The sequence below is a fragment of the Paenibacillus sp. MAEPY2 genome (assembly GCF_000499205.1).
GTDB classification, from domain to species: domain Bacteria; phylum Bacillota; class Bacilli; order Paenibacillales; family Paenibacillaceae; genus Paenibacillus; species Paenibacillus vandeheii.
The window spans coordinates 16509-42761 of the sequence record NZ_AWUK01000020.1 but is presented as its reverse complement, the minus strand read 5'-3'; the positions used below and the strand labels follow the sequence as shown (position 1 = coordinate 42761).

Below are 26253 nucleotides of genomic sequence, written 5' to 3'. Positions count from 1 at the left end.
ACTGAATTTCAGTCTTCTTCCATTTGATGTAAGCGCAGACGCATGCCTTCCTGCAACAGATTAATGCCGTCTACGATCTGGATCCATTCGGGATTCACGATCTTGCAGAGCTTGTTAAAACGAAGGATGCGCTCTGTCACGGAGTCGAGCATATAACGAGCCTGTTTGCGAAAAAATGCTTCCGGATCATCAGCATGTTCAACACTGGCGTACATCATCACAAAATCCCACACCATGCTCTGCACAGCGGGGCTATCTAACGGCCAACGTTTCTCCAGAGCTTCATGGGCACGAATGCGGAGGGTCTCCATTTTTTTCACCCAGGCGTCTGCCTCAATCTGTGGATGATTCGCCATAGTGAAGAAGGGGAGTTCAAGACGGGCCAGATCGGCGATGTAGGCCGGATCGTTGATGATTTCCTGGACTTCTTTCCATGCCAGTGTTTGTTGGGCAGACAGCTTCGTATCTTTCATCATGTATTTGTCGAAAAAATGCAGAAACGAAACTCTCCATTCGTGCGGAATGTCGTCCAGCAGGTGAGATTCTTCCATTTTGGTGGAGATGAATTTTTTCCTTTTTTGGGCATTGGCGGTCAGCGAATCCACCAGACTTGTAACATACGTAAGAGACTGTCCGGAATGGAGCGTATCTTCTGCTTCACGCTGTTTGGCTTGTTGCAGAATGGAGAGCATGGAATTCATGGTTCCGATCTGGGTTTTCAGGGCTTCGATCTGCAAATCCAGCGCCTGTGACACGCCAAGTTCACCGGACATCAGCTTGCGAATATCCGATATGCCAAAATTCAAATAGCGAAGTGTTGTAATCAGTTCCAGGCGCCACACGTCTTGTGGTGTATAGAGACGGTGACCACCTTCCGTATGAAAAGAGGGCCGGAGCAGCTCGATTTCATCGTAATAACGGATCGTTTTGACAGTCGAGCCGATCATTTTGGCGGCTTCACCGATTGAATAAGTATCTTTTCTTTGGTTCACGAGATCACCTCATCATCTATTATACAATCTCCAGTCACTGGAGATTCAAATTCGGAAAGTTTCCCATGGAAATGTTCAGAGCCAGTTTAAATTCTGCCCATCTCGGTTACAAAGGAAAGAGTGCAACTTTTATGACAACAACATAATAAAATAAATTTAAATTTACATGGTAACGAAGAGCACAGAAATAACCTGGAGAAACGGAGTGTTCGCCTTTATCCCCGGATTTTCCCCTTATAAAGGGAGTGAAAAAAATCTGGGGATAACAGCGATCGTAAGGTTGTTCTGTGATCGTAGTGATCACTGTAAATGACCGAGGAGGAATTGAACATGGCTAATCAAGACCAGCACACCATGCAAGATCCGACGACACAATATCCGAAGGCAACATCAGATTGGAAACAGCAGCAGGAGGAGCCGGGGCTTCAACGGGAAATGACTCCTGTACCTGATGCCGGTGAGAAAAGCTATAAAGGCAGCGGGCGTCTGACCGGCCGCAAAGCGGTCGTAACCGGAGCAGACAGCGGTATTGGTCGGGCAGCAGCCATCGCTTTTGCCCGTGAAGGCGCGGATGTCGTCCTGGCTTACCTTCCTGAGGAAGAAGCCGATGCGAAGGAAGTGGTTAAGCTGATTGAGGAAGCAGGCCGCAAGGCTGTTGCGATTCCAGGTGACCTCAAGGATGAGAAATACTGCGAAGAACTCATTGAATCTGCTGTAAAAGAGCTCGGCGGGATCGATATTCTTGCTAATGTGGCAGGGAAACAGCAGTTTGTTGAGCAGATCGCCGATCTGACTACAGAACAATTCGATGCGACGTTCAAAACCAATGTCTATTCGATGTTCTGGCTCTGTAAAGCAGCTGTGAAACACATGAAACCAGGCAGCTCCATCATTAACACGTCTTCTATTCAGGCATACAAGCCATCTCCAATCCTGCTGGATTATGCGACAACCAAGGCAGCAATCAACACGTTTAGCAAAGCGCTGGCCCAACAGGTCGGCAGCAAAGGCATCCGTGTGAACGTCGTCGCTCCAGGCCCGGTATGGACACCGCTTCAGGTCGTTGGTGGACAGCCCGTAGAGAAGCTTGCTGATTTCGGCTCCAATACGCCGCTTGGCCGTGCAGGACAGCCTGCGGAAATGGCGCCTGCGTTTGTTTTCCTGGCGAGCCAGGAATCCAGCTATGTGAGCGGCGAGACATTGAACGCTAATGGCGGTACAGTTAGTCCGTAATATTGGGATATAAAAAAGACCTATGAAACATAGGCTAGTGATCATAGGCAAGATAAGCAAAGAACTCCATTCCCGATGAAGGTGAATGGAGTTCTTTCTTGTTATGGAATTTTTCTTGATTAATGAATTATTTCTGTTCCGGGTTAGGTTCCAGAATGGCGTAGCTACCGAGTGTAGCCAATTGGGCCGTACCCAGAAGGGCTTCATCGAATGCAGCTAGAGCTTCACCTGCTGCGGTCATCAGTTCATCTGAATCAACGGGCGATGCAAAACGGAGAATAACCCGTTTCTCCCCATTTTTCAGTTCACTTTCAGCCTTCACTTTGTATTCACTAATCGAAGCGACTTCAAGATCGTTCTGTACATAATAATCGTTCGCATCACTTTCGCCATTAAACAGGGCGAGTTCGGAATCCAGCCAGTAATCCTTATCCGCTATCGTTTTCTGACTTGCAGCCGTCTCATCATTTGCATTGTACAGGAAGTAAGGAATACCGGAATTGGTCAGGTTATTGGTGGCATCCACATGGAACCATTCATTCCCGATTTTGACCTTATTCCACGCATGAGGAACACCGCTTGACGCTCCCGTTACGACAATGCTTTCCAGTCCAGACAGATCGGACAGCAGTTTGTAAACAGAAGCATAGCTGGCACATACGCCAACGCCTTTGACAAGGATACCGTACGTTGTAAACGAATCATTGAACTGTGCATCGACATTTTTAAAGTTGTTCTGTTCCGCATTTTCCAGTGCTGCATCATCATATTTCGCGTTATCGTTCAGATAATCGTAGATGGCTTTCCGTTTCTCATCATCCTTCATGCCATCCTTGATGATGGAAGCAACAACTTCGTTTGCTTTGGCAATAATCTCGTCCTGTTTCTTATGGATCACATCTGCCGACTCATTGTAATGGATCGAAAGGGTAAGTGTGCCGTAATTGTATTCAAAACCTTCCACACCCAGAATCAATGGATTCTGATACATCACTTTCAGGACCACATCCGAGAGTGTTGTGAAGTTTTGGGCTTCAGGAAAAGCTTTCAAAGAAATCTTTTCTTGTGCTGCAATCATGTTTTTAGCCAAAACTTCTTCCAATGCAGAATCTGCATTGATCATGGCATCGCCTGTAGCAGGCTCAGGCACGGTTTCCTGATTACCTTGTTCTACATTTTGCTGTGTATTGGATTTCTGCTCATCCACCAAGTTGTCTTCTTCAGTTTCGGAGGCTGGATCAGGTGTTTCACTCGAACTTTCATCAGAAGCTTTATCGGAAGTATCATCGGAAGCCTCGTTGGATACCGGGTCAGTTTTATCTTCTGACGTTCCAGTATCGGTTGTGGACTCCGTAGATGGAGCTTCTTCCACCGTCGGTTCTGCTCCTGTTTCCGTTGAAGGCTCAGTCGCAGGCGCATCATGATTGTTGATAATCGTTGGCACATCTGGTGCAGGGACGTAAGGTGTGTCGTTCTTCGGTTCCACCAGTCCGTTGCTGGATTCAGCCACGGTCTGCTGAGCAAGTTTGTCCAAATCTTCTTGGGTGATATTTTCTACACGTACGTAACTTTTCAGAGCTGTACCTTTAATGTGAAAAGGAATATTTGTTTCATTGAACTCCGAAATCTCTACGTTGGTAGTATCATAGACAATGGTTTCTTGGGAAAACGAACCATCGATGTACTCAATACTTGTTGTTCTAGGCAATTCATTGATGTTCTTCAGTTTCTTCATGTACAGTTGTTCTTTTAAAGACATTGGCAACTGATTAGAGAGGGGTGCAGTGGCAACACCGTTGCTGAAATTGGATTCCTTGTCTCCGCTGACTGCGGTGACGTAATATTCACCCTTCATACCATGGTTCTGATAAGACGTCATCTGTTCATTAATGGTTCCCAGACCGCCTTTTCCATCTTCCATAAAATCATTAAAAGACGTTTCCGTTGTGGTCGTCAAAACTAAAGGGTTACTTCCATTGAAGGCTTTCTCCGCACCTTGCAAGGGAACGTTGTTGGTTTCAAAAATAACCGTTCGATCCGCACGATTATAGATTTTGTATTCGGTTGCCCCTTCGACCTTGTCCCAAGTAAGTTTAAAGCGTTTATCCTTGTCGATTTCATATTTGAGATTAGGAACAGCCAGTTCGGATTTTACTGTGAAAGGAATGATCATTGGTTGATCCAGTAGCGTGAGCTTTTCGGCATCCAGATCATAGTTAATACGAATGTAATAAATGGGGGCACCGCCCCAAGTGCTTTTCTCCTGTGTCCGTAATTTATCTGAGCTTAAAACACCCCATCCAAGAGGCTTAATGGAGACACTGTTGTCATTGATTTCTGGTATGGCATAAACTTTGCTGGCTTCAAGTGCCTTAATATCGGTATGTACACTAATAATGTCACTGGCTGACAAGTTACTTTTTCTTAAATCTGCTTTGAACTTAAACTTGAATTCTTCATCTTGAGCTACGTTATACATCGGCATGATCGCTTTATTCGATTCAGAGCCGTACTTCTGCTTCAAACTTAATATGCTAGGACCTTCTACTATTTCTGTGGGGTTATTTTCGGACGGGCTACTCTCCTTGTCATTGCTCTGGCATCCAGCCAATAACAGGGTGAGCGTAAACATAATCAATAATAAACGTTTCATGATACACCGCTTTCTCGTTTTTCTGAGTTGTTGCAAAAGCTAATTTCTAAATAATTTCTAAACACCTAAGATTATCATCTCTGGTTAAAACCCGTTTTCGAACCTCTTATCAGCTAAACCTCCTATTAATTCCCTAATGTCTTTTGCTAGTCTATGGTCATATAGACTTATTGTCAAGATATGTAATGGTATATTATGACTATATACAATAGAGTAAGAATCCTGTATAAGAGCTAGTTAAATTGATTTTTACGAGAGAGTGAGATTCGTCGATACTTCTGGTACAATGCATGATAAAACGAAAAATGGAGTGGATTGGATGACGCCAGAACAGATTGTCAGAACTTTTTTTGAAGAAGTTCGCTCGGGTCGTAATCTTGATTATGCCAATACACTGATGGCCGATCAGGTACTGGCTCACCAGGTGATCTCGGAAGAAGAAGTGACAGTCACAAGAACACCATCCGACTATGCGGATCATGTGAGGGAAATGATCGAAGAGTACGGAGATTTTTCGCTGCAGATTCAGGAGCTGCTTGCACAGGGAGATAAAGTATATGTACGCTGGAGACAAGTGGGTACTCATGTCGGAGAAGTGGATGGATATGCGCCGACCCACCTGCCAGTGATTGAAATTGCGAGTGCGGTATATCGGGTGGTGAATGAGCGAATTGCAGAATACTGGATTCAGATCGACAGGCTGGGGATCGAAAAACAATTGGAACGTAATCAGGGCTGAGAACCAGCTCTTTTTTAAAATTTTTTGAAGCCCAAGTCAATATACATCAGACTTGGGCTTCCTTGACTCTATACCAGTAGGTATAGATCTCCGAGAATCCAAGCTTGGCATACAGTTTTAATGCGGGTGCGTTGTAAGCAACTACTTGCAGATAACTGGACGTAGCGCCATTTGCTTTTCCCCAATGCAACAGATGAAGGATCATCTGCTCGGCCAATCCCCGATTCCGAAAGTTAGCGTCTGTAATGATGTCATACAATCCAATATAGCCTCGTTCCACCACACCGAATCCACATGCAACAACTTGTCCGTCATTGAACAGCGAGATGAAACCTGTGCGCGTACGGATGTTGGTCAACATTTGTTCCATCGTTCCCCGATGCATATCATTCACTTGATTTAGTCTGCAAAAGTGATCCAACCACTCTCCGGTCAACTGTTCGTTTATTTTTACTTCAGAGTGCTCAGGCTCCTTAATGGTTTCCAGACTCCGAGTCTGGACCCGGCTCAGATCCACAACATCATACCCCTTTTCATGCAAAAGCTGGTCGAGATGATCCGGCTGGATAAACGGTGTAATCTTAAATATGGTACTTAACTGATTGGAAGCGTAGATTCGCTCGCATTGCTCGATCTTTTCATGCACATCCAGGGTCGAGTAGTGAAGAGGTTGAATGGAGTTGGCACGCTTCGTATATCCCTGTGCAAAACGCAGTACCCATCCGTCAAAAAGCAAGGTTGATAAGGGCTGCCAATGGTTGAGCGATAGTTCCTCAATGGTTTTGTAATCCGGGTTCAATGTAGGGGTCATATCTATCCTCCTATCTTATAATTTTATAATAATACATATTTATGAATAAAAATTCAATTAAAACATTATAATTCGCTGAACATTATGCATGGAGTTACTGAATAGGTTACAATCTGAAGAATAAATCAGAATTTTGACATTGAAATATCGGAAGAAGTGGAGCACGTTATGCTAACTATTGAAATAAACAATCATCCTATTACCTGTCATATTGAATATGGAAAACGCAAGAAAGTCTCCATCACTATGGATTTACCTTATATGGTCACAATCAAGGCTCCCAATGGCACCAGCGAAGAAATGATTCAACAACTTGTGGAGCAGCATGGGGAAGTGATTTTGACGAAATCAGCCTTGATGCAGCAGGCGCTGGATGGTCCTCAAGCCAAGGAATACGAAGAGGAAGGCAAGGGAAAGTTCCTGCTTTTTGGCCAAGAACATGCGCTGCATGAGTTAATTGAAGTAGAGGGATATTCGGAAGAGGATTTGCGTGCGAATCTGAAGAAGTTTTATTTTGCCGAGTGTAAAAGAATGATCGGCGAACGCATCGGCCGTTACCAGCAAGAATTGAAGGTGAAGCCGAAGTCTGTGGATATCGTGGAATCGGCGACCAAGTGGGGAAGCTGCAGCTGGGACAAAAAACTTACGTTTAACTACCGCTTGGCGATGGCACCGCTGGAAGTCATTGATTATGTCATCATCCATGAATTGTGCCATATTCACCACATGAATCATGATCGTTCTTTTTGGCGTCGTGTTGGCAGTATTATGCCAGACTACAAAGCCAAGGAAGATTATCTGATGCGAAATGGCCGAGCCATGACGTTGTGAAAAATGCCATACCACGAGTGGACGTGGTGGAAGGAGTTTAAGATGACAGAGAGTACCTCTTTTGATGTGCTGGTAGATGAATATATCTCTCAATTCCCTTCGGATGTACAGGATAAATTACAGGCATTAAGACAGATTATTCGCGCTTCCGCTCCCAATGCGGTGGAGAAGATCAGTTACAAGATGCCCACATATGCAGAGCACGGAAACTTGGTTCATTTTGCCGCTTACGCCAAGCATATCGGATTTTACCCGAGTGCCAGTGGGATCGAAGCATTTAAGGAAGAACTCTCACGGTATAAAGGAGCCAAAGGATCGGTGCAATTTCCCATAGATCAGCCATTGCCAGAAGAATTGATCCGCAGAATTGTGGAATTTCGGGTACAGGCAAATGCGAAGAAGGCTTTGGAAAAGAAACGAAAGAAGTAGTGGAAGTAGGAAAACGTCTATCGATCTACTAAAGCAAGGGGAAATCATATGAACAAAGCTCTGATTGTATTGGATGTGCAATACGGGATTACGTCATTGAGGGATTTCACAGTACAGGTAGGGAACATTGAAGCAGTTATCGCTGATTTTGAACAGCGGAATGAACCGGTCATTTACTTGAAACATGTAGACTATGACCACGAGGGATCTTCACTATTTTACAAGAATGCTGCGGGTCTGGAGATTGTAGTCGACACTGGGCGGCATACGATTCTGGAAAAAAGTAAACCTAACGCCTTTAGCAACCCGGAGTTGAAGAAATGGCTTCATGAACATCAGGTGGAACATGTGTTTATTGTGGGATTTAATACAGAATATTGTTGCCTGTTTACGACAATTGCGGCCGAGCATGAAGGGTTCAAAGTCACTCTGATTGAGGATGCAACGGGTTCGGTAAATACAGAAGGGACTTATGAAATGCCAGGATTGGACATTCAGGACTTTGTCGGTTCGGTTCTGAACTGGTCCAATTGTATTGAGGTTTTATATTTGCACGAGTATAAGGAATTGTATGAGGATTAACACGGTTTATATGTGACTTCTAAGATTTGAGTATGGTATAATTAGAGCAGATTAGACGTAAAATGCAAAGAGAGCCGTGCTGGTAACACGACTCCTCTGAGCAATAGCCGCTTTTAAGGGCGGTGGGCTTCAGTAACATAAGGGCACGATGAAATAGACCGCATTCCTTTGCTATGGGGGCGGTCTATTTGCGTTTATCGGACAGAATGGCAACGATGAGAGTACCAAAGGTAAGCATCAACATGATTGCTTCAAAAACTGTCACAGGGCATCCCTCCCTTCATGGCGAGGTAGCCGACCGACCCTTTAAGCCTATTCTATTGCTTTGTTGATTATAGCATATTTTGTAAGAAGCTATGGCGTCAGAATCTGTGTATATGTAACTCGCTCATTAGTTGCAGGGCATCCCGAAACCCTTGTAAATAAATCTCTCTTTCCAGAAGTGTTTGCATAGAAAGTTGGGTATCTTCATATAAAAAAATGGTCTGATTCAGATGTTCAGGTAAAGCTTGGCGAATGGTATGAAAATAATGATCAGAATCTTCAGATAGTCGGGTATAATCAGGCTGCGTGTGAGACAAATTGTTGTATAATAACTCTAAGCGCGTTCGGATTAACGGTTCTGCCAAAGATTCCAGAGATTCTATCATGCATTCTCCTACTTTCTATGAATTGAACTATAGAGATTTAATAACTCATATAGTTATGATAACTTAATTAGTTATTAACGTCAAGAGTTACTATATTTTATGTTAAGGGATGTTTTCAGATGATCAAATTCACTCTCGAACAAGTTCTGAAGGATAAGGGTATGTCTATGTATGCTTTGGCTAAAAAAACAGGAGTTCGTCCGAATACCATTGGACAATGGGTAACGGATAGCGGTTTTGAAGTCAAATCGATCACAATCGACACCCTTGAGAAAATTTGTGCAGCACTGGAATGTCAGCCAGGCGACCTAATCAAGTATATTGACTAGAAGCCATGTTTAATAGGCAATACCAGGCTGGGGGTACACTTTTCAATCATGGCGTTATACCTGTTTGTTTGGAGGAGAACATGTATGATTAAGATTCATTTATCTCGAATTATGGGAGAGAAAAGAATTAACATTGCCGATTTATCCCGACTAACCGGACTACATAGAAATGGGATTGCCAAATTATATAATGAGGAAACAGATGGCGTGAAGTTCGATACGCTGAATCGAATATGCGAGGCTTTGGATTGTGAGATCCAGGATATTATTGAGTTTATTAAGGACGAAAAGTGATCTTCAACGATTAGCTTAAAGCCCATATACTCTTTTATAAAAATAGACATACGGACCGTTACCTTAACCAAGGAACGGTCTTTTTTTGTGCTGTAAATCATCTCCCAATGAGTATTCATTCGCACGAATCTGAATTCAGCCTTTTTTCAGGTAGAGGCATTATACTATTCCCGAATCCTGTACTGGAAAAGGAGTTTTGGCATGTCTAAGGTGATCCATAAGTCGCTTTATCTCATTCTGCTTATTTTTGTCGGTGTGTTTATCGTTTCGTCCCTGTTCATACGTGCACAGTACAATTACACCTTGTACGGGGATAATCCGATTCTGGGCGCACAGCAGTGGAGTATTTTTATCCCGGTGATTGCATTGCTTCTTGTATCCGGTGTCTTGTTATACCGGCTTTGCCTGAAGCTGAACAAAGCCAGCCCAAAGGTTGTTATTCCAGTGGTGCTGCTATGTTCTCTAGCTATTCAAATCATAATTATCTTCGTATTTCCAAGAGTGCCTACCGATGATTCGCAGACGGTGCTTTCGCTCGCCATGAACATGCTCTACGATCAGGACTATTCCTCGTTCGAAACGGGCGGATATTTGCACATGTTCCCGTTTAACTTTTCTACCGTCTTGTATTTAAAAACATTGCTGTATCTGTTCCCGGATAATTATTTGGTGATCAAGCTGTTCAATATTTTGTTTTCAACCGTAACGACATTAATGATTTATCTCATTTATAAACAGTTAAATAACAAGTCCACGGAGCGTGATTACGGGGTTCTGATCTTCGCGGCGACGTATCTGCCATCTCTGTTCCTGAACAACCTGATCTATAATGATGTGATCGCCACAGCATTTCTGACATCGTGTCTATACTTTGTTATTCGTTTTGTGCGTGAAAAGTCTTGGAAAACAATCATTATCGCTGCCATGCTGCTCGCGGTGGGAAACTACTTCCGAAGCGTCGGCGTGATTGTGCTGATTGCTGCCATGTTAACCATTCTGCTGAATATGCGAAGTATTGGATTCAAGAAAGGAATTGCTTCCATTTTTGTGCTGGCTATGTTGTTTAACGTCCCAGGTTGGACTCAGAATGCGGTCTTGAATTCTTCTGGTGTAAGTGAACCTGTTGGGGAAAATTCGGCTCCGGTCTATATGTGGCTGAACATGGGGATTAATCTCGAAAGATTCGGCTTCTGGGATAATATGGAGAGCTACCAGATCTATCAGAGAGATGCTAATTATAATAAAGCTGAAAGCACGGAGCTGTACAAGCAGGAGATTGAACGGAAACTGTCAGAAGCCAGCTTAAGTGACTTGGCCCAGATGTATTACAAAAAGATCATTTGGACCTGGACCGAAGGAACCTACCAAATGGATCGATATGGCATCGGTAATGAAAGCTCCTCGGGGATGGGGGGAGGAAGAGGTGGTGGAATTGCCGGCTCCTATAGTTATACCAATGCGGTAACAGACTTGTTCCAGGGAGATTCCGTCTACCGGACGGGGGTGCTCTGGGTCGTTTATGTGATGAATTTCTTGATGTACTGCTTTATTGTCATTCGCTTAATCGGTAGTATTCGTGGAAAAAGGTATGATGAGGTCTCTTTAATTCTGGTTATTCTCGGATTTATCGGATTCTATATTCTGTGGGAGATTAAATCGAGGTATATCTACCCCGTATATCCGTTGCTGGTTGTATTGTCGTACATGGGATTCAAAGATGCGTATAATTTCATATTTTATAGAAAACTTGGCTGGGAACGCTCTTCCCTGAGAAAGAGGTGATCCGTATGCGAAAAAAAGGATATCTCACATCGGCTATGCTCCTGTTGTTTACCTGCACAGTTCTGCTCTCCGCCTGCGACGCCATCACTGCCCAGAACATTACGAATACTGGTTCTGCCCAAGGAATGAATGGTGGCGGAATGATGAATGGCGGTGGCCCTGGCATGAACGGAGGAACACAGAGGGGCGGGGGCCAAGGAATGAATGGCAGAACAGGCAGCACGGACGAGATGAGGGGAATGATGAATGCCGACCTTACGGGCAGAGTTACTTCCGTTGAAGGAAGCACAATCACGATCGCATTACTTGAGGTGCAGGACAACTCATCCACAGGCTCCACGAATGGAAATGGAAGACAACCAGGCGTCTCCAGAGGCGGGAGTACAGACATGAAGGATACTGGCATCGAAATGAAATTGAACATTGGTGATGATGTGAACATCTCACAAGGAATGGGCATGGGGGCACCTGGTAACAACCAAAGCGCCGATTCTTCCATTCAGGTGTCTGATCTGAAAGAGGGAGATGTCGTTATGGTTTGGTACAAGGAGAACACGGAGACTGTAGAACGCATGGTTGTTACACAATCCTGATAACCTTTGCCTGTAATCAATTATTGGAGTATTATGGAAATAACTTGTTTTTCGGAAGGAGTGATCGTCATGAAACGACGGGCTAAGATGATGCAAAGCGTGACTACAACAATTAAGGTGAATACGAACTGAATAGATCCGGCAGAGCAATGGAAGCATGACCAAGCATTTGTATTTTTGCTTAAGTGACGAAATCCAAAGTCTGCCGACATATAGGGATATAACTGCTCATTTTTCATGGTATTCACGAGGCTTATTTGCTTATGAAAGTATACCTCGTGCAACCGGAATTTTTTGAAGCCGCAGGCATAGCCTGCGGCTTTTTGCGCGCAAAAATAGGAATCAGAACCCTAAAAGCGTTCTATATTAAACGACCACTAAGGAGATATGCCCATGTTAAAACTTAAATATTTATTCCAAAATAACGATCTCGCCGAGATGATTTTGAAAAACTGGAGTTATGATCTGGAGTCACTGGACATGTTTCAATATTATCGTATATCCTCCAATGCCGTGTATCCATTCAGAGATCAGGGAGAGGTTCGGTTGCTTCGTTTTGCCCCGATAGAGGAGAAAAATCAAACGAATCTTGCAGCGGAGCTAGAGTTTCTGTCCTTTCTTAAATTGAACCAATATGGAGTCATGGAAGCTGTGCCATCCCGTGAAGGAAATGAGTTGGTGGAGGCCCATACGCCTTGGGGAATGTATTATGCCTCCGTATTCAAACGAGTCCAAGGTAACCAGATGGGCAGTATCGATTTAAATGACCCGATCGTGCACAGCTTGGGTGAGGCATTGGGGAGGTTGCATCGTTTATCCTGCGAATACACACCCAAACAGGCGAAACGCTGGACGTATACGGATGTACTGGATTGGATGAAGGATGTGCTGGGGGAGTTCCCTGGTGAGAATGCGGCGCTCAATGAGGTAGAAGTTCTTCGGGATTCTTTTGCACATTGGCCCGTTACACAGCAGACCTTCGGGTTAATTCATTATGACTTTGAACTGGATAATGTCTTCTATGACGAGGAGAGTCAGTCCTGTTACGCCATTGACTTCGATGATGCGATGTACCACTGGTATGCAATGGATGTGGAGCAGAGCCTCGATAGTTTACAGGAGGAAATCCAGCCGGAGCAATGGGAACAGAAGAAGCAAGCGTTTATGCAAGGGTATTGGGCAGAAGCTGGAGACACCTATGATATGGAGTCGATGTTCCATGCATGCCGTCGCTTTGCCAATCTGTACGGTTACGTACGTGTGCTTCGATCTGGAGCAGAACAATGGGCGCATGAGCCGGAATGGATGAGTGGATTAAGAGTAAGGTTGGATAAAGCGATGGCAGCAAAAGCAAAGCATTTCGGTTAAGCAGCAGAACCTACAACTACCGTCCAATTGATCCTGATTATTTTTTCGGTCGAGATGATTAAGCTTAAATCAGGTATCCGCACGAGCTCGACGAAAAAATGATTGATTTTTTATTCGTCTCCATTGTAACATTGGATTAAGCGCTATACCTTATTTTGGAACATCATTGTATATGGTCAAACGGAAACCGGCAAGTCGTTACACCAATTGAATGAAGAGGACGGTCATAACGGACATGGACGACAAAAAGCTAATTATCTTTTTTGACAGCGGCGATACCATCGTTGATGAATCTACCGAGATTCGGGACGAAGAAGGAATTGTTCTGACTGCGGATCTGATTCCGGGTGCGGATATCACGATTCAAAAGCTTCATGAACAAGGATACACACTGGCCCTGGTTGCTGACGGCGATGCACAATCCTTCAAGAACGTATTTAAGCAGCATGGACTTCATGATTATTTTAGCGCAATGATTATTTCGGAGAATATTAAAGCCAGCAAGCCAAGCCCGCGGATGTTCAAGGCAGCAATTGGTGCGCTTGATTTGTCCGAAGGGGATTTTTCCAGGACAGTGATGATTGGTAATAACCTGAGTCGTGATATGAAGGGAGCCAACGCACTGGGCATCACCAGCATCTTTCAGAGCTGGACGCCTCGTTATCCCCATGAGCCCGTGGATGAGACAGAACGTCCAGCTCATACGGTTGGTGAACCGCTGGAGTTGCTTGAACTTATTGAACGGCTGAATGCCGAGGTCAAATAAATAAACAATTTCGGCCAGCCCTGGAGCAGAAGGAAAGATTCTCATTCAACCTTCTGCTCAAGGGCTATTTTTACTTTTTTAATTGAGAAAATGATAGAATGATCGTAAAATCCGGAACGGGGGTAGGTGATTTACATGGAAGAACCACATCGGAAGCCGTTGTTATACTTGCAAACTGCCGATTGGGTGATGGAAGAAATTCGCAACCGGAAATTGCAGCCACATGATCCCGTGCCATCGGAAGGAGAACTCGCCAAACTGTATTCAGTCAGTCGCATGACAGCCAAGCTTGCGCTGCAAATTTTGGAGAAACAAGGCATAGTCTACCGGTTGGCGAGGCGAGGCACATTTATGTCGGGAGATTATTTGAGCGATCTGGGTAAAGAGCCTTTACCTGGGAATGTTACAACAGACCAGAAGCCTGTAAAGCGAAAAATTGCCCTGTTGTTCCCCAACATGGATGATTACGTGGCCAGAATTATAGCATCCGTCGAGCAGGAAGCGCGGAAATCGGGGTGTCAGCTGCTTGTTCGGATCACCACGGATAAAGAGGATGAGAGCTTTTGCCTGCAAGAGCTGTACGAGGAAGGAATTGACGGGATTATTCTTTTCCCCCGGGGAAGAACTCGTTGCAGCGAGAAGGTGCTGGAGCTTAATCTGCTGAATTATCCACTGGTAATCATCGATCGAATCTTCCGTGAGGTCAATATTGATTGTGTGTACCATGACCATTATCAGGGAGCCTATAACTTGACAGAGTACTTAATTGAGAGAGGACATCGGGAGATAGGCTATATTTCCATGCCGTTTGATGGAGTGACAAGCCGGGAGGATCGATATAAAGGATATGTGCAGGCCATGCTGGATTACGCGCTGACGGTCAATGGGCGTAATATCCTCTTGGATTGTGCAGAGGATTACATGCTCAACCTGAATGGATCCAATCTCCAGCTCGAGCATTTCATTCAAAGTAATCCTGCAATGACGGCGGTTGTGTGTGCGGATGATTATCTCGCAACTTCCTGTCTGCACACGGCTTTGTCCATCCAGAAGCGGGTACCTGAAGAGCTGTCCATTATTGGTTTTTCCGACATCCAGTTGGCGAGTCTTTTGCCCGTTCCGCTGACTACGGCAAGACAAACCACAGAGAAGCTTGGACAAGCAGCAGTGAATTTGCTGTGCAAACGGATGGAGAACTCCCGAGAAGGAGCGTTATCCATTAAGGTAAATACAACCATCATCGAACGAAGCTCCGTACGAAATCTTAATCCATAAACATTGATGTTAGTTCCGCTCATTTAAGCCTTTCTTATCTTGATTTAAGGATAAGAAAGGCTTCTCCTGTATATCAGTGACATATGTTATTTAATATCTTGTTCAACCTATGAAAATACATAATATGTTATATTTATCGTGGTTTTATGCAAATATATTGTAAATTATAGTAATTATATGAAGTTTTTTCTGAGAAAGATTTTACACTTTATATCATTGTATATGTCAATGACATATATTAGTGTGAAGATATACCACGTACCAGAAGAATGAAGGGGGGGCCTTTCGGAAAGCGCCACCATACATCCTGGGAAATGACCTGCAGAGCCAAAAGAAATGAACGTACGAGCGTTGGCAATAAACGAAATCAATATTCGAAGAGGAGCCCGATGATGACAATCAAATCCTTGCTTGCAGCTTCGTTCTTGGCAGTATCTCTTTTCTTTCCACTGGCGCAGCCTGCGCAGGCGGCAGATGATAATCCCGTAACAGTGTACCAGGATGGAGACTTTGGAGGCACCTCCCAACAATTTGGGGTTGGCCTGTTTAATGTGAGTCAGCTTAACGTGGTGGGCAACGATAAAATATCCTCGGTAAAGGTAGCCCCGGGATATCGTTTAACCTTATATCGTGACAAGGATTTTTCCGGAGGTACCAAAATGCTGACCGGGGACGCAGGCTGGCTCGATGATTTTAACGACGCAACCTCCAGCCTGAAAGTGGAGCGGATCGGAGGCCCCAATAAACCGGTTATCGCGTATTCTAATTCGCCTTATGGAGGTTTTGAGCAGCAGTTTGATATTGGCAGCTATAATGTGGACGAATTGAAGAATGGAGTGGGGAATGACACCATCTCTGCACTCCGCGTTGCCCCCGGGTATAAGGTAACACTGTACAAAGACTACAATTTCGGCGGCTACTCTAAGGTTCTGACTGCAGATGCGATTTATGTTGGCAGTGACATTAATGATTCTGTATCCAGCCTGAAGGTTGAAGCTATCTCTCCGTTGGATAACACATCGGTTGCCGTTCCGGGTAACAATTACAGTGATGCAGCTAAACGTGAAATTTTGCAAACCTTTGCGCCAAGAATCTGGTTTGCCCAGGGAGAGAGCTATTTTCCGTCTTCGGTAGAACATACGCTGCCTTATGTGGATCGGTATGTGAACCCAGATTCGGGATTGTATGAATTCAAGACAAAAACAGAGTTGAATCCCTATACCCTGAAACTGCCGTATTTTACAGGAGATCTGGCTAATGCGCCAATCTACGCGTTTTGGGTGGAGAAGGAATATAACAACGTTGACCTTGTATATTTCCAGTTCAGTCCTTATGATCTTGGAAAAACGGTGTTTGGTACGGAAGTGGGAGATCATGTGGGGGACTGGGAGCGGGTTACGGTCAGATTGGCGAAGTTCACCGATCAGAACAGTAACTATGTGAAACCAGTACAAGTCTACTATGGTGCACATTCTTTCGGTACAACCTACAATTGGGGTGAAGTGGACAAAATAAACAATACGCATCCTGTCGCCTATTCGGCGTTTGGTTCCCATGGGATGTGGAAAGACCCCGGCAATCATGTCTATCAGGAACTTGTCGTGACCCAGTTGATTGATGTAACCAATCAGGGAACGGCATGGGATACCTGGAACAACATCCAGGCTTTTCAGTATGATCCGAATAACCGGACAGGCAACGGTCTGGGGAATAATTGGCCGTCATGGCTGGACAGGGATTACAGCAATCCGAACAGCCTGTCTGTCTATAGATTCGGAAATCCGTCCCAAGGCTCTTTCTTTGGTCAGCCGCTGCTTGCTGGAGGACCTACAGGTCCGCAGGAAAAAGGTGCATTAACGAATGACGTTATTTTAGATTAAACGAAATCAAACAGGGGGACTCGCTTTCACGTGAAGCGGGTCTCCCATGCTTATTAGAGGACTACACCGGAGATCGACCTGGAGTATTCAAAAAACAGTGATAACTGTGAATCTAACAACGGAGGCTCAGACAACAATGACTAACCCAAAAAGAGTACATGTCGTTTTCAAAACGCACCTGGATATCGGATTTACCCACTTGGCGGAAAATGTCGTAAGGCAGTACGTGGAAGAATATGTGCCCAAAGCAATCGCACTTTCTGCGCAGTTGAAAGCGGAGGGAGGACGGGAGAGATTCATCTGGACCACGGGTTCCTGGCTGATCCGCCACTATCTTAATCATGCGACCGAAGAGGGGAAACAGGCCATGGAACAGGCGATCCGCAAAGGTCATATCGTGTGGCACGGTCTGCCGTTCACGACGCATACCGAACTGATGGACGCCTCATTATTTCGCTACGGGTTGTCCATCGGACTGGATCTGGATAAACAGTTTGGTAAAACAACCATTGCGGCAAAAATGACGGATGTACCCGGCCATACCTTGTCCATGGTGCCCTTGATGAGTGAAGCGGGTCTCCGGTATATGCATCTTGGGGTTAATCCGGCTTCCATGCGCCCGGATGTGCCCAAGCTGTTCAGGTGGCAGGCACCGGATGGCAGTGAGATCATCGTCAACTATGCGGACACCTATGGGGAGGCAGTCGAAATCGAAGGTATCGACGATATCTTGTTGTTCGCTCATACGGGCGACAATTGCGGACCGCCAAGCGCAGAAGAGATTCGTGAACAGTTCCAGCATATCCAGGAACGTTACCCCGATGCACAGATTATGGCTTCATCTCTGGATGCATTTGCAGTGCATCTTGATCAGGTTCGGGACCAATTACCTGTTGTACGTGAAGAGCTCGGGGATACCTGGATTCATGGAGGCGGTACCGACCCGCTGAAAATAGCCCGATTTCGCCAGTTGCAGCGGTTAAGAGACAAGTGGCTGACCGAAGGCCGGATCGATCCGGCAGACGCTGAATATAAAGGCATGAGTGATGCCATGCTGCTTGTTGTGGAACATACGTGGGGGCTTGATGTGAAGAAATGGCTTCCGGATTTCCGGAATTATACTAAGCCTGACTTCAACCGGGCGCGGGAAATTAATGACGTCGATGTGGATGATATCCCCGCAAAGTTTCAATATATCGGTGCGTTCGCCATGGATGAGTTCGACAGTCATTCCAGTGGACTATTTTCCTCTGAGACGAGCCGTCGCACTTATTCCATGATAGAGAGCTCTTGGGCGGAACAGCGGGAATACTTGGACAAGGCTGTGGCGTGCCTGAGTGATGATAAACAGAAGGAAGCGCGGCAAGCTTTTGAACAACTAACTCCAGTTAAGCGTGCGTTTGCCGACACAGTATCCGTGATAACCCATCAAGTGTATAACAGTGGCGGATATCAGTTGGCCTTCAATAACAATGGAGCCCTGATTCAGCTGACGGACGAGAAGGGAAAGAATTGGGTGAATGCAAAGCATCCGTTCGGGGCCTATGCCTATGAGACCTTCGGTACGGAGGATTACGATCGATATTTCCGCACTTATATGCAGAACCTTCCGGTGACCCATCCTTGGGCAGATGCCGATTTCAGCAAGCCTGGCTTTGAATTTGTGCGCCCGCTGCCAAGCCATCAGGTGTATCTGCCAATCGTGACCGACATGAACATTTCAGGCAGTGCTCATGGCGATACGTACGGGTTCCGGTTATCCATGCCAGCAGAAAGTTATGAATTGTACGGAGCACCCAAGGAACTGGAGCTGGTGTACACTTTTACGCAGGCAGGAGTGATTGAGGTTAGCTTGCAATGGTTTGGAAAAGAAGCGAATCGTCTTCCGGAGGCAAGTTGGTTCGGATGTGGCCTCAAGGTGGATAACCCCAATCTGTGGATGATGGATAAGCTTGGAGGACGAATCTCCCCGTTGAATGTTGTAAAAGACGGCAACCGCAATCTACACGCTGTAGACAGGGGAGTGTTCTATGAAGGCGCAGATGGACATGCTTCAATTGAAACGCTGGATTCTCCTTTAGTCGCACCTGGACAGAGAAGACTGCTGCAATTCGACAATTCGTTTGTTTCGCTTGAATCCGGATGGCAGTTTAATCTGCATAACAATATCTGGGGCACGAATTTCCCTATGTGGTACGGCGAGGATGCCAAATTCCGCTTCCGACTAAATACAACTGCAAACCGCAAATAAAAGAAGATATTGTGGAATTTTACCAAAAATTGATGATTGGATAATAATCCAAGTACAATTGGAACCTATACTTGGATTTGTGAGTGAGGATATGGTTTGAAATGAACCGAGCTGTTCCTGAAAAATTCCTGAAATCATTTTGAAGAAACAACAATTTTTTTGTTAAAACGCTATTGCTTGAACACAGTAAGCCATGTATTATATACAAATAAAGCGTTTACATTTTCTTATATGGTAATTAAACCGGTTTAATTTTGTGTGATGTTTTCCCAACGAGAACTTCTTTTTCGCCACATTATTAAACCGGTTTAATAATGCCTACATATTTTACATAGAGGTTTATTCCGTCAGGGAGGTGAGCGCCAACCAGAGCAATGCAGGCAAGTTTAATGGTGAATCCAAATGTGGAGGGGTTTAGCTTGAAGAGGAAAAGCAATTTGTTAATTATTCTGGTTCTAATCACGACTGTGCTGGGAGGATGCTCGTTTTCTTCTGCTAACAACGAGAATGAGGAATCTAATGTGAAAGAACCTATTGTTACGGACAACAGTGCAAAAGAAGCGCCGATGCTGGCAAAGCTTGTTGATGAAGGTAAATTGCCTGCACTGGCTGAGCGCTTGCCGGCTTCCAAAGACATTATGGTTGAAGAGGTTGTTGAGGAGATCGGGCAATACGGTGGAGATTGGAATATGCCTTGGACTGGCGTTCCAGATAAGTGGGGCATAGGCCAACCAACAGAAGAAGCGCTGTTCCGCTTCAACAAGGAAGGTAACAAGGTTGAGCCAAACGTAGCCAAAAGCTATGAAGTGAATGAAGATTCCACCGTGTTCACCATCCATTTGCGGGAAGGCATGAAGTGGTCCGACGGTGTTCCTTTCACAGCGGATGATGTTCTCTTCTATTGGGAGCATATGTTGACCAAAGAAACTTTCGGCAAAAAGATTTATGACGCTTATTATTCCGTTGATCCCGTTACCGGAGATAGAGCGTTGGCTGAAGTGAAAAAGGTCGATGACTACACGTTTACCGTAACCCACAAATATCCGAGTGTGCTCTTCCTGGAACGTGTGGCCATCGATAACAAGTGGTTCTTCGCTCCCGCACACTTCCACAAAACCATCCTTCCAGAGTTTGTTGGTGATGCAAAAACACTGGAGATCACGAAGCAGTGGGGCTATGAAGATCCCAAAGTGTTCTTGATGGAAACCGGGTATACGGACTGGCTGCATTACCAGATCCCTACACTCCGAGCATGGGTGCCAACCAATGATCCGAACGGCGATCAGTTTGTCATGGAGCGCAACCCGTACTACTGGAAAACAGACAAAGAAGGCAAACAGCTTCCGTATATTGACCGAATTGTAGCGACCAAGATTCAAGATCCAAGTCAAAAGGTACTTGGAACCCTTGCGGGTGATTACAACCTGGTGATCTTTGATTCAAAAGACTTCACGGTGTTGAAAGAGAATGAGAAAAAAGGCGACTACCGTATTATCCCTTGGACACAACCAGCTTGGTCCAGTGCCGGAATACAGTTAAACCAGACAACAGAGGACCCGAATCTCCGCAAATTGTTTCAGGATATCAAGTTCAGGGAAGCACTCTCCATTGGGGTAGACCGTAACCAGGTATCTGAGATTGTCACCAGTGGACTGGGCGAGCCGATTCAAGCTTCCGTACCGCAAGGCGTAATGGGTTTTCAGGAAGGGTGGGCTCAGCAGTGGGCGGAATACGATCCTGAACGAGCTAACCAAATTCTTGACGAGCTTGGTTTAAACAAGCGGGATAAAGACAACTTCCGTCTGAACCCTGACGGCTCCGAGCTGACGCTTACCGTGATCGAGAACACGACCGATACGGCATCCTTCCTCGAATTGCTTAAGAAATACTACGAGGATATGGGGCTGCGCACGAACCTGAAAGTGGTTGACGGCGGCACTCATTTTGATATGAAATATGCCAACCAGATTCCGATGACTACCGAGAATATTTCTGTCGTCAACGTAGCCTTCCGGCCGGATACCATGGTTCCGCTCCGTGTAATCACTCCATGGTTCGGTCATTACGGTTTGTACTCCCAATCTGGCGGCAAAGAAGGCATCAAGCCTGAAGGCGATGTCGCTAAAATCCTTGAGTATTGGGAAAAGGTCAAAGCTAGCAAGACACTGGATGAAATCAATCAGTATAGCAATGAAATCGTAAAACTGCACCAGAAGAATCAATGGGTCATCGGATATGCGGGACCAACTCCGGTGCTGATTACGGCTTCGAATAAAATTCATAACATTCCTACGGATCTCATCTGGTCCGATGAGTATCGCTCGCTGGGTCAAGGCCATCCGGCACAATTTTTCATCAAGCAATAGCTGGTGAAGCATTCAGGTAAACAATAGTGAGGAGGGATTTATCCTTGCTATTGTTTCCTTTTGTATCATTCACGCGGTGCAGAGGAGAGGAATAGATGTTTGAATACATTTTAAAACGAATTCTGTTGGCCATTCCCGTTGTTGTTGTGATCTCCTTTATCGTCTTCTATATTATTCAATTGCCGCCTGGCGATTACGTATCCTCCTACTCGGCCAAGATGTCCGCTTCAGGGGATATCATGACTCAGGCTGAAATGGATGACATGCGGGCGAATCTGGGGCTGGACCGGCCAATCTATGAACAATATTTCGTCTGGGTAAAGAAAATAATACTGCATGGCGACTTTGGTTTCTCGTTCAACTACAACAAACCGGTAATGGCGGTGATCCAGCAGTATATGGGACTGACGCTGGTTGTCTCGCTGGTGACGATGGCCTTCCATTATATAATCGCGATCCCGGTCGGGATCTACACAGCAGTAAAGCAGTACTCTGCGGGCGATTATTTCTTCTCCGGCCTGAGCTTTATCGGAATGGCAACGCCCAACTTTTTGTTAGCTATCATTCTCATGTTTTTTTCCTATAAGTGGTTCGGCAATCCGTTGCTCGGCTTATTCTCCAACGAATACGTGAATGCGCCGTGGTCCATGGATAAGGTAAAAGACTTAATGCAGCATATGGTGATTCCGGTCATTGTTATCGGACTTTCGGGTACTGCGGATCTGATTCGGATCATGCGGGGACAGATGCTTGATGAGCTGAATAAACCGAATGTCATCACAGCTCGTGCTAAAGGTCTATCAGAGATGCAGATTCTGTTCAAGTATCCAACACGTGCAGCCTTGAATCCTATTGTGAGTACCTTTGGCTGGTCACTGTCCTCCATCTTTACCGGTGCTACCATTACAGCAATCGTATTAAACCTGCCGATTCAAGGGCCAGTTATGCATAATGCACTGCTCGGTCAGGATATGTATCTTGCTGGAACTTTTTTATTGATCATGGCTTTGCTGACGGTTCTCGGAACGCTTATTTCCGATATTTTGCTGGCTTGGCTTGATCCCAAAATACGTACAGAGTTCAGAGGATCCTAATCATGAGACCACTACCGTTATTTAAAGGTCAAAGGCCGGCAGTCCCAGTTACAGCAGCACCCAAAGATACTGTATACAGCTCGCAGTGGCGGCTGATCTATCAGAAATTCAAGAAACACAAATTGGCCCGAATCAGTATGTACATTTTGGCTGCATTTTACGTCATTGCGCTGTTCGCGCAGTTTATCGCGCCCTATGGGCTGCAAAGCTATGACAGCAAGTACGTCAATGCACCGCCTATGGGACTTCGATTTGTCGATGCGGAAGGCAAGTTTCACATCAAGCCGTTTGTGTATGAGCTGAAAAGTGAGCGTGACCCCGAAACATTGCGTAAAATGTTTGTCCCGGATACCGAAAAAAAGTACTTCTTCAAATTCTTCGTAAAGGGAGAAGAATATAAGTTTCTTGGCCTGATTCCGATGTCCACGCATTTGTTCGCCGTAGATGAGCCAGGAAGAATATTTTTGCTAGGCACGGACGGCATGGGTCGTGACCTGTTCTCCCGGATCGTGTTGGGCAGTCAAATTTCACTCAGCATTCCGCTGGTCGGCGTAGGCATTAGCTTTATCCTGGGCTTGATTATTGGAGGCATTTCCGGTTATTTCGGCGGCTGGATAGATTCCTTGATTCAACGCATCATCGAAATCATCCGTTCCTTTCCGACGCTGCCGCTGTGGATGGCATTATCCGCTGCAATTCCGCCGCGCATTCCGGTAGTGACCATGTATTTATACATCGTTATCATCTTCGCTTTTATTGGCTGGACGGATCTGGCACGGGTCGTCAGAGGTAAGTTCATTTCGTTGAAGAATGAAGACTATGTAATTGCTGCAAAGATCGCTGGTGTAGGGGACGCCAAGATTATCGTCAAACACCTGCTGCCAGGCTTCATGAGTTATTTGGTCGTGGCGGCAACCCTGGCGATTCCCAGCATGATTCTGGGTGAGACGGCCATGAGTTTCCTCGGCCTTGGCGTCCGTTCGCCGGCAACCAGTTGGGGCGTGCTGCTTCAGGAGGCCCAAAAGATCGAAAATGTGGCCCTTTATCCATGGAAGCTCATTCCACTGGCTTTTGTCATTCTGACAGTATTGACCTATAACTTTATCGGCGATGGCTTGCGTGACGCAGCAGATCCGTACAAAAAATAATTGTCCAAATACTAGGCAAGCGAGGGGATAGCATGGCAACTCAAGCTGTTCATAAGGAGCAACCTTTACTGTCCGTTCAAGACCTGAAGATTCGGATTCAGATGGAAAACGGTGTCATGAATGCCGTGGATGGTGTCGACTTCAATATATACAAAGGAAAAACCCTTGGGCTTGTCGGGGAATCGGGCTGCGGCAAAAGCCTGACAAGCCGATCAATCATCAGCATCAATCCCAAGGAATGTGAAACGAGTGGAACAATCACTTACAATTCCGACTCGGAAATGGCCCTCCATGGTCTGAATCTGTTATCCCTGAAACCGACGGGCAAGCAGATCCGCTCCATCCGCGGCCGTAAAATCTCGATGATCTTTCAGGAGCCAATGACGGCCTTCTCACCGATGTATACCATCGGGAATCAGATCATGGAAGCGATCCGAATCCATCAGACGAAGAACAAAAAAGAGGCCAAAAAAATCGCATTAGAGATGCTGAGCAAAGTCGGTATTTCCGATCAGGCCAAGCGTTTCGATCAGTATCCGCATGAATTCTCGGGAGGTATGCGTCAGCGGGCGATGATCTCGATGGCATTGTCCTGTAACCCCGAAATTCTAATTGCCGATGAGCCCACCACAGCGCTCGATGTGACCATTCAGGCTCAAGTACTGGAACTCATGAAAAGCCTGCAGGCGGAATTTGGCATGGCCATTCTGCTGGTGACCCATGATCTGGGTATTATCGCCGAGATGTGTGACGAGGTTGCGGTGATGTATCTCGGAAGAATTGTTGAGCAGGCCCCAATGAGAGAAATCTTTAACAATCCGAAGCACCCCTATACGAAAGGGTTACTTAAATCAATGCCCAGATTGGGAGGAAACAAAAGCAAACGGCTGGATTCCATCGAAGGCTCTGTTCCGATGCCGATCAACATGCCCCCGATGTGCGGATTCTATGATCGCTGCAAGGACAGAATTGAAGGCGTATGTAATCGTCAGGCTGTACCGAAAACCGCGATCTCAGACCAGCATATGGTCCGATGTTTCCTGTACGCGGACCAGAGAGAAGGAGAAGCACAATGACCAAGTCCATTCTTGAAGTCCTCAACCTGAACAAAAGCTTTCAGGTCAAATCCAAAAAAGCCCTGTTCAAAAAGCCCAAACCCATTCACATTCTGAACGAAATTTCATTTGAACTCCTTGAAGGGGAAACCTTGAGTATTGTAGGGGAATCCGGCTGTGGGAAAACGACGCTAGGACGATGTATTGTCAGAGGTGTGGATGCTTCTTCAGGCAGTGTAGTCTATCACGCGGAAGATGGAAAAGAAGTAGATTACCTTAACTTGAAGGGGAAAGAGATCAAGGCATATCGCAAGGACATCCAAATGATTTTTCAGGACCCCTATTCCTCACTCAGCCCTCGAATGAGCGTATTCGATATTATTGCTGAGCCGCTGATTGCGAACTTTAAGCTGAGCAGGGCGGAAGTGGAAGCGAAAGTAATGGAGATTGCCGAGAAAACAGGTCTGAATGTGGGTTACCTGAAACGTTACCCGCATGCCTTCTCCGGGGGACAGCGGCAGCGGATAGCTATTGCACGTGCACTGATTACACAGCCCAGACTGATTGTCTGTGATGAAGCGGTCTCAGCCCTTGATGTTTCGATTCAGGCACAGATTATCAATCTGCTCAAGGATTTGCAGGAGCAATTCAAGATCACGTATATCTTCATTTCGCATGATCTTTCCATCGTACAAAATATTTCCGACCGGGTAGCGGTAATGCATCTGGGCAGAATTGTGGAACTGGCGACAACGGAATCGCTGTTTTCGCATCCTCAGCATCCCTATACAGAGGCGCTTATGTTAGCCGTGCCCCAACCGAATCCGGACTTCAAAAAAGAACGAATTATACTGGAGGGGGAAGTACCGAATCCGGCTAATCCGCCAAGCGGTTGTCATTTTCATCCCCGATGCTCGTATAAGACGGATAAATGCATCCAGCACGTTCCTGAACTCCGTGAAGTAGGATATAATCATTTTGCTGCCTGTCATTATGCCGAGCAGCTTCAGCTTCGCGGCGTTCCAATCGAGACTGAGGATGAGGTGCAATCCAGGACATCCTAACCATCGACATGTACCTGATGATACAAACAGTCATCTTTGAACTCGCGAGGACGAAATCGAACTAGTGT

General features: G+C 45.6%; 24 protein-coding genes. 19 read left to right on the top strand and 5 right to left on the bottom strand.

The annotated features are described in order from the left end of the window. Positions 1-8: 8 nt before the first annotated feature. The gene (locus P364_RS0117035; RefSeq protein ID WP_024631294.1) at positions 9-992 is read right to left on the bottom strand and encodes a MerR family transcriptional regulator; all 984 of its coding nucleotides are present in this window, start codon (positions 990-992) and stop codon (positions 9-11) included. 330 nt (positions 993-1322) lie between these two features. Here P364_RS0117035 and P364_RS0117030 point away from each other — a divergent pair, with 330 nt between their 5' ends. Next, entirely contained in the window at positions 1323-2225 is a 903-nt protein-coding gene (locus P364_RS0117030; RefSeq protein ID WP_024631293.1) for an SDR family oxidoreductase, read from the top strand. A 127-nt stretch (positions 2226-2352) separates the two neighbouring features. Here P364_RS0117030 and P364_RS36230 read toward each other — a convergent pair whose 3' ends face one another. Next, entirely contained in the window at positions 2353-4878 is a 2526-nt protein-coding gene (locus tag P364_RS36230) for a transglutaminase domain-containing protein (RefSeq protein WP_024631292.1), read from the bottom strand. A gap of 319 nt (positions 4879-5197) precedes the next feature. Here P364_RS36230 and P364_RS0117020 point away from each other — a divergent pair, with 319 nt between their 5' ends. Beyond that, entirely contained in the window at positions 5198-5617 is a 420-nt protein-coding gene (locus tag P364_RS0117020) for an ester cyclase (protein ID WP_024631291.1), read from the top strand. Positions 5618-5663: 46 nt separating this feature from the next. Here the strand turns inward: P364_RS0117020 and P364_RS0117015 are convergent, their stop codons facing one another. Beyond that, a complete protein-coding gene (locus P364_RS0117015; RefSeq protein ID WP_024631290.1) occupies positions 5664-6428 on the bottom strand; it encodes a GNAT family N-acetyltransferase in 765 nt (254 codons plus the stop codon). A gap of 168 nt (positions 6429-6596) precedes the next feature. On the opposite strand from P364_RS0117015, the gene P364_RS0117010 reads away from it, so the two are divergent. Genes P364_RS0117010 through P364_RS0117000 form a run of 3 tightly spaced genes read left to right on the top strand, consistent with a single transcriptional unit; the run spans position 6597 to position 8270 of the window. Continuing rightward, on the top strand, positions 6597-7259 hold the full coding sequence (locus P364_RS0117010) for a M48 family metallopeptidase (protein WP_024631289.1): 663 nt from the start codon (positions 6597-6599) through the stop codon (positions 7257-7259). A gap of 42 nt (positions 7260-7301) precedes the next feature. Continuing rightward, a complete protein-coding gene (locus tag P364_RS0117005) occupies positions 7302-7688 on the top strand; it encodes an iron chaperone (RefSeq protein WP_024631288.1) in 387 nt (128 codons plus the stop codon). A 48-nt stretch (positions 7689-7736) separates the two neighbouring features. Further along, positions 7737-8270 (top strand): isochorismatase family protein, encoded by a 534-nt coding sequence (locus P364_RS0117000; RefSeq protein ID WP_024631287.1) that lies wholly within the window; start codon positions 7737-7739, stop codon positions 8268-8270. Between the two features lie 184 nt (positions 8271-8454). Here the strand turns inward: P364_RS0117000 and P364_RS38740 are convergent, their stop codons facing one another. Next, the gene (locus tag P364_RS38740) at positions 8455-8535 is read right to left on the bottom strand and encodes a putative holin-like toxin (protein WP_350338901.1); all 81 of its coding nucleotides are present in this window, start codon (positions 8533-8535) and stop codon (positions 8455-8457) included. Between the two features lie 97 nt (positions 8536-8632). Further along, complete coding sequence (locus P364_RS38255; RefSeq protein ID WP_024631286.1) at positions 8633-8920, bottom strand: hypothetical protein; 288 nt, start codon at positions 8918-8920, stop codon at positions 8633-8635. A gap of 119 nt (positions 8921-9039) precedes the next feature. Between P364_RS38255 and P364_RS0116985 the strand changes: the two genes are divergently transcribed. The 14 genes from P364_RS0116985 (at position 9040) to P364_RS0116920 (ending at position 26185) form a co-directional block, all read left to right on the top strand. Next, a complete protein-coding gene (locus P364_RS0116985; RefSeq protein WP_024631285.1) occupies positions 9040-9249 on the top strand; it encodes a helix-turn-helix domain-containing protein in 210 nt (69 codons plus the stop codon). 84 nt (positions 9250-9333) lie between these two features. Then, entirely contained in the window at positions 9334-9543 is a 210-nt protein-coding gene (locus P364_RS0116980) for a helix-turn-helix domain-containing protein (protein WP_017690565.1), read from the top strand. A 201-nt stretch (positions 9544-9744) separates the two neighbouring features. After that, the gene (locus tag P364_RS0116975; RefSeq protein WP_024631284.1) at positions 9745-11325 is read left to right on the top strand and encodes a glycosyltransferase family 39 protein; all 1581 of its coding nucleotides are present in this window, start codon (positions 9745-9747) and stop codon (positions 11323-11325) included. Positions 11326-11330: 5 nt separating this feature from the next. Further along, positions 11331-11918, top strand: coding sequence for a hypothetical protein (locus P364_RS37840; RefSeq protein WP_024631283.1), 588 nt, complete (start codon positions 11331-11333; stop codon positions 11916-11918). Positions 11919-12311: 393 nt separating this feature from the next. Then, on the top strand, positions 12312-13286 hold the full coding sequence (locus P364_RS0116965) for a phosphotransferase enzyme family protein (RefSeq protein WP_024631282.1): 975 nt from the start codon (positions 12312-12314) through the stop codon (positions 13284-13286). Between the two features lie 235 nt (positions 13287-13521). Next, the gene (locus P364_RS0116960) at positions 13522-14052 is read left to right on the top strand and encodes an HAD family hydrolase (protein WP_024631281.1); all 531 of its coding nucleotides are present in this window, start codon (positions 13522-13524) and stop codon (positions 14050-14052) included. Positions 14053-14187: 135 nt separating this feature from the next. Then, the gene (locus tag P364_RS0116955; protein WP_024631280.1) at positions 14188-15327 is read left to right on the top strand and encodes a GntR family transcriptional regulator; all 1140 of its coding nucleotides are present in this window, start codon (positions 14188-14190) and stop codon (positions 15325-15327) included. Between the two features lie 389 nt (positions 15328-15716). Beyond that, positions 15717-17207 (top strand): Vps62-related protein, encoded by a 1491-nt coding sequence (locus P364_RS36225; RefSeq protein WP_161634238.1) that lies wholly within the window; start codon positions 15717-15719, stop codon positions 17205-17207. Positions 17208-17343: 136 nt separating this feature from the next. Beyond that, complete coding sequence (locus P364_RS0116945; protein WP_024631278.1) at positions 17344-19458, top strand: DUF5054 domain-containing protein; 2115 nt, start codon at positions 17344-17346, stop codon at positions 19456-19458. A gap of 419 nt (positions 19459-19877) precedes the next feature. Next, a complete protein-coding gene (locus P364_RS35400; RefSeq protein WP_024631277.1) occupies positions 19878-21824 on the top strand; it encodes an ABC transporter substrate-binding protein in 1947 nt (648 codons plus the stop codon). A 95-nt stretch (positions 21825-21919) separates the two neighbouring features. Beyond that, a complete protein-coding gene (locus P364_RS0116935) occupies positions 21920-22918 on the top strand; it encodes an ABC transporter permease (protein WP_024631276.1) in 999 nt (332 codons plus the stop codon). A 2-nt stretch (positions 22919-22920) separates the two neighbouring features. Next, entirely contained in the window at positions 22921-24066 is a 1146-nt protein-coding gene (locus P364_RS0116930; RefSeq protein ID WP_024631275.1) for an ABC transporter permease, read from the top strand. Between the two features lie 32 nt (positions 24067-24098). Then, positions 24099-25142, top strand: a complete 1044-nt coding sequence (locus P364_RS0116925) for an ABC transporter ATP-binding protein (protein WP_024631274.1) — start codon at positions 24099-24101, stop codon at positions 25140-25142. Beyond that, on the top strand, positions 25139-26185 hold the full coding sequence (locus P364_RS0116920) for an ABC transporter ATP-binding protein (RefSeq protein WP_024631273.1): 1047 nt from the start codon (positions 25139-25141) through the stop codon (positions 26183-26185). Before P364_RS0116925 ends, P364_RS0116920 begins: the two co-directional genes overlap by 4 nt. Positions 26186-26253: the final 68 nt, after the last annotated feature.

Coding starts and splice junctions, on each gene's coding strand:
- P364_RS0117030 (WP_024631293.1), top strand. CDS start 1,323: ATGGCTAATCAAGACCAGCACACCATGCAAGATCCGACGACACAATAT.
- P364_RS36230 (WP_024631292.1), bottom strand. CDS start 4,878: ATGAAACGTTTATTATTGATTATGTTTACGCTCACCCTGTTATTGGCT.
- P364_RS0117020 (WP_024631291.1), top strand. CDS start 5,198: ATGACGCCAGAACAGATTGTCAGAACTTTTTTTGAAGAAGTTCGCTCG.
- P364_RS0117015 (WP_024631290.1), bottom strand. CDS start 6,428: ATGACCCCTACATTGAACCCGGATTACAAAACCATTGAGGAACTATCG.
- P364_RS0117010 (WP_024631289.1), top strand. CDS start 6,597: ATGCTAACTATTGAAATAAACAATCATCCTATTACCTGTCATATTGAA.
- P364_RS0117005 (WP_024631288.1), top strand. CDS start 7,302: ATGACAGAGAGTACCTCTTTTGATGTGCTGGTAGATGAATATATCTCT.
- P364_RS0117000 (WP_024631287.1), top strand. CDS start 7,737: ATGAACAAAGCTCTGATTGTATTGGATGTGCAATACGGGATTACGTCA.
- P364_RS38255 (WP_024631286.1), bottom strand. CDS start 8,920: ATGATAGAATCTCTGGAATCTTTGGCAGAACCGTTAATCCGAACGCGC.
- P364_RS0116985 (WP_024631285.1), top strand. CDS start 9,040: ATGATCAAATTCACTCTCGAACAAGTTCTGAAGGATAAGGGTATGTCT.
- P364_RS0116980 (WP_017690565.1), top strand. CDS start 9,334: ATGATTAAGATTCATTTATCTCGAATTATGGGAGAGAAAAGAATTAAC.
- P364_RS0116975 (WP_024631284.1), top strand. CDS start 9,745: ATGTCTAAGGTGATCCATAAGTCGCTTTATCTCATTCTGCTTATTTTT.
- P364_RS37840 (WP_024631283.1), top strand. CDS start 11,331: ATGCGAAAAAAAGGATATCTCACATCGGCTATGCTCCTGTTGTTTACC.
- P364_RS0116965 (WP_024631282.1), top strand. CDS start 12,312: ATGTTAAAACTTAAATATTTATTCCAAAATAACGATCTCGCCGAGATG.
- P364_RS0116960 (WP_024631281.1), top strand. CDS start 13,522: ATGGACGACAAAAAGCTAATTATCTTTTTTGACAGCGGCGATACCATC.
- P364_RS0116955 (WP_024631280.1), top strand. CDS start 14,188: ATGGAAGAACCACATCGGAAGCCGTTGTTATACTTGCAAACTGCCGAT.
- P364_RS36225 (WP_161634238.1), top strand. CDS start 15,717: ATGATGACAATCAAATCCTTGCTTGCAGCTTCGTTCTTGGCAGTATCT.
- P364_RS0116945 (WP_024631278.1), top strand. CDS start 17,344: ATGACTAACCCAAAAAGAGTACATGTCGTTTTCAAAACGCACCTGGAT.
- P364_RS0116935 (WP_024631276.1), top strand. CDS start 21,920: ATGTTTGAATACATTTTAAAACGAATTCTGTTGGCCATTCCCGTTGTT.
- P364_RS0116930 (WP_024631275.1), top strand. CDS start 22,921: ATGAGACCACTACCGTTATTTAAAGGTCAAAGGCCGGCAGTCCCAGTT.
- P364_RS0116925 (WP_024631274.1), top strand. CDS start 24,099: ATGGCAACTCAAGCTGTTCATAAGGAGCAACCTTTACTGTCCGTTCAA.
- P364_RS0116920 (WP_024631273.1), top strand. CDS start 25,139: ATGACCAAGTCCATTCTTGAAGTCCTCAACCTGAACAAAAGCTTTCAG.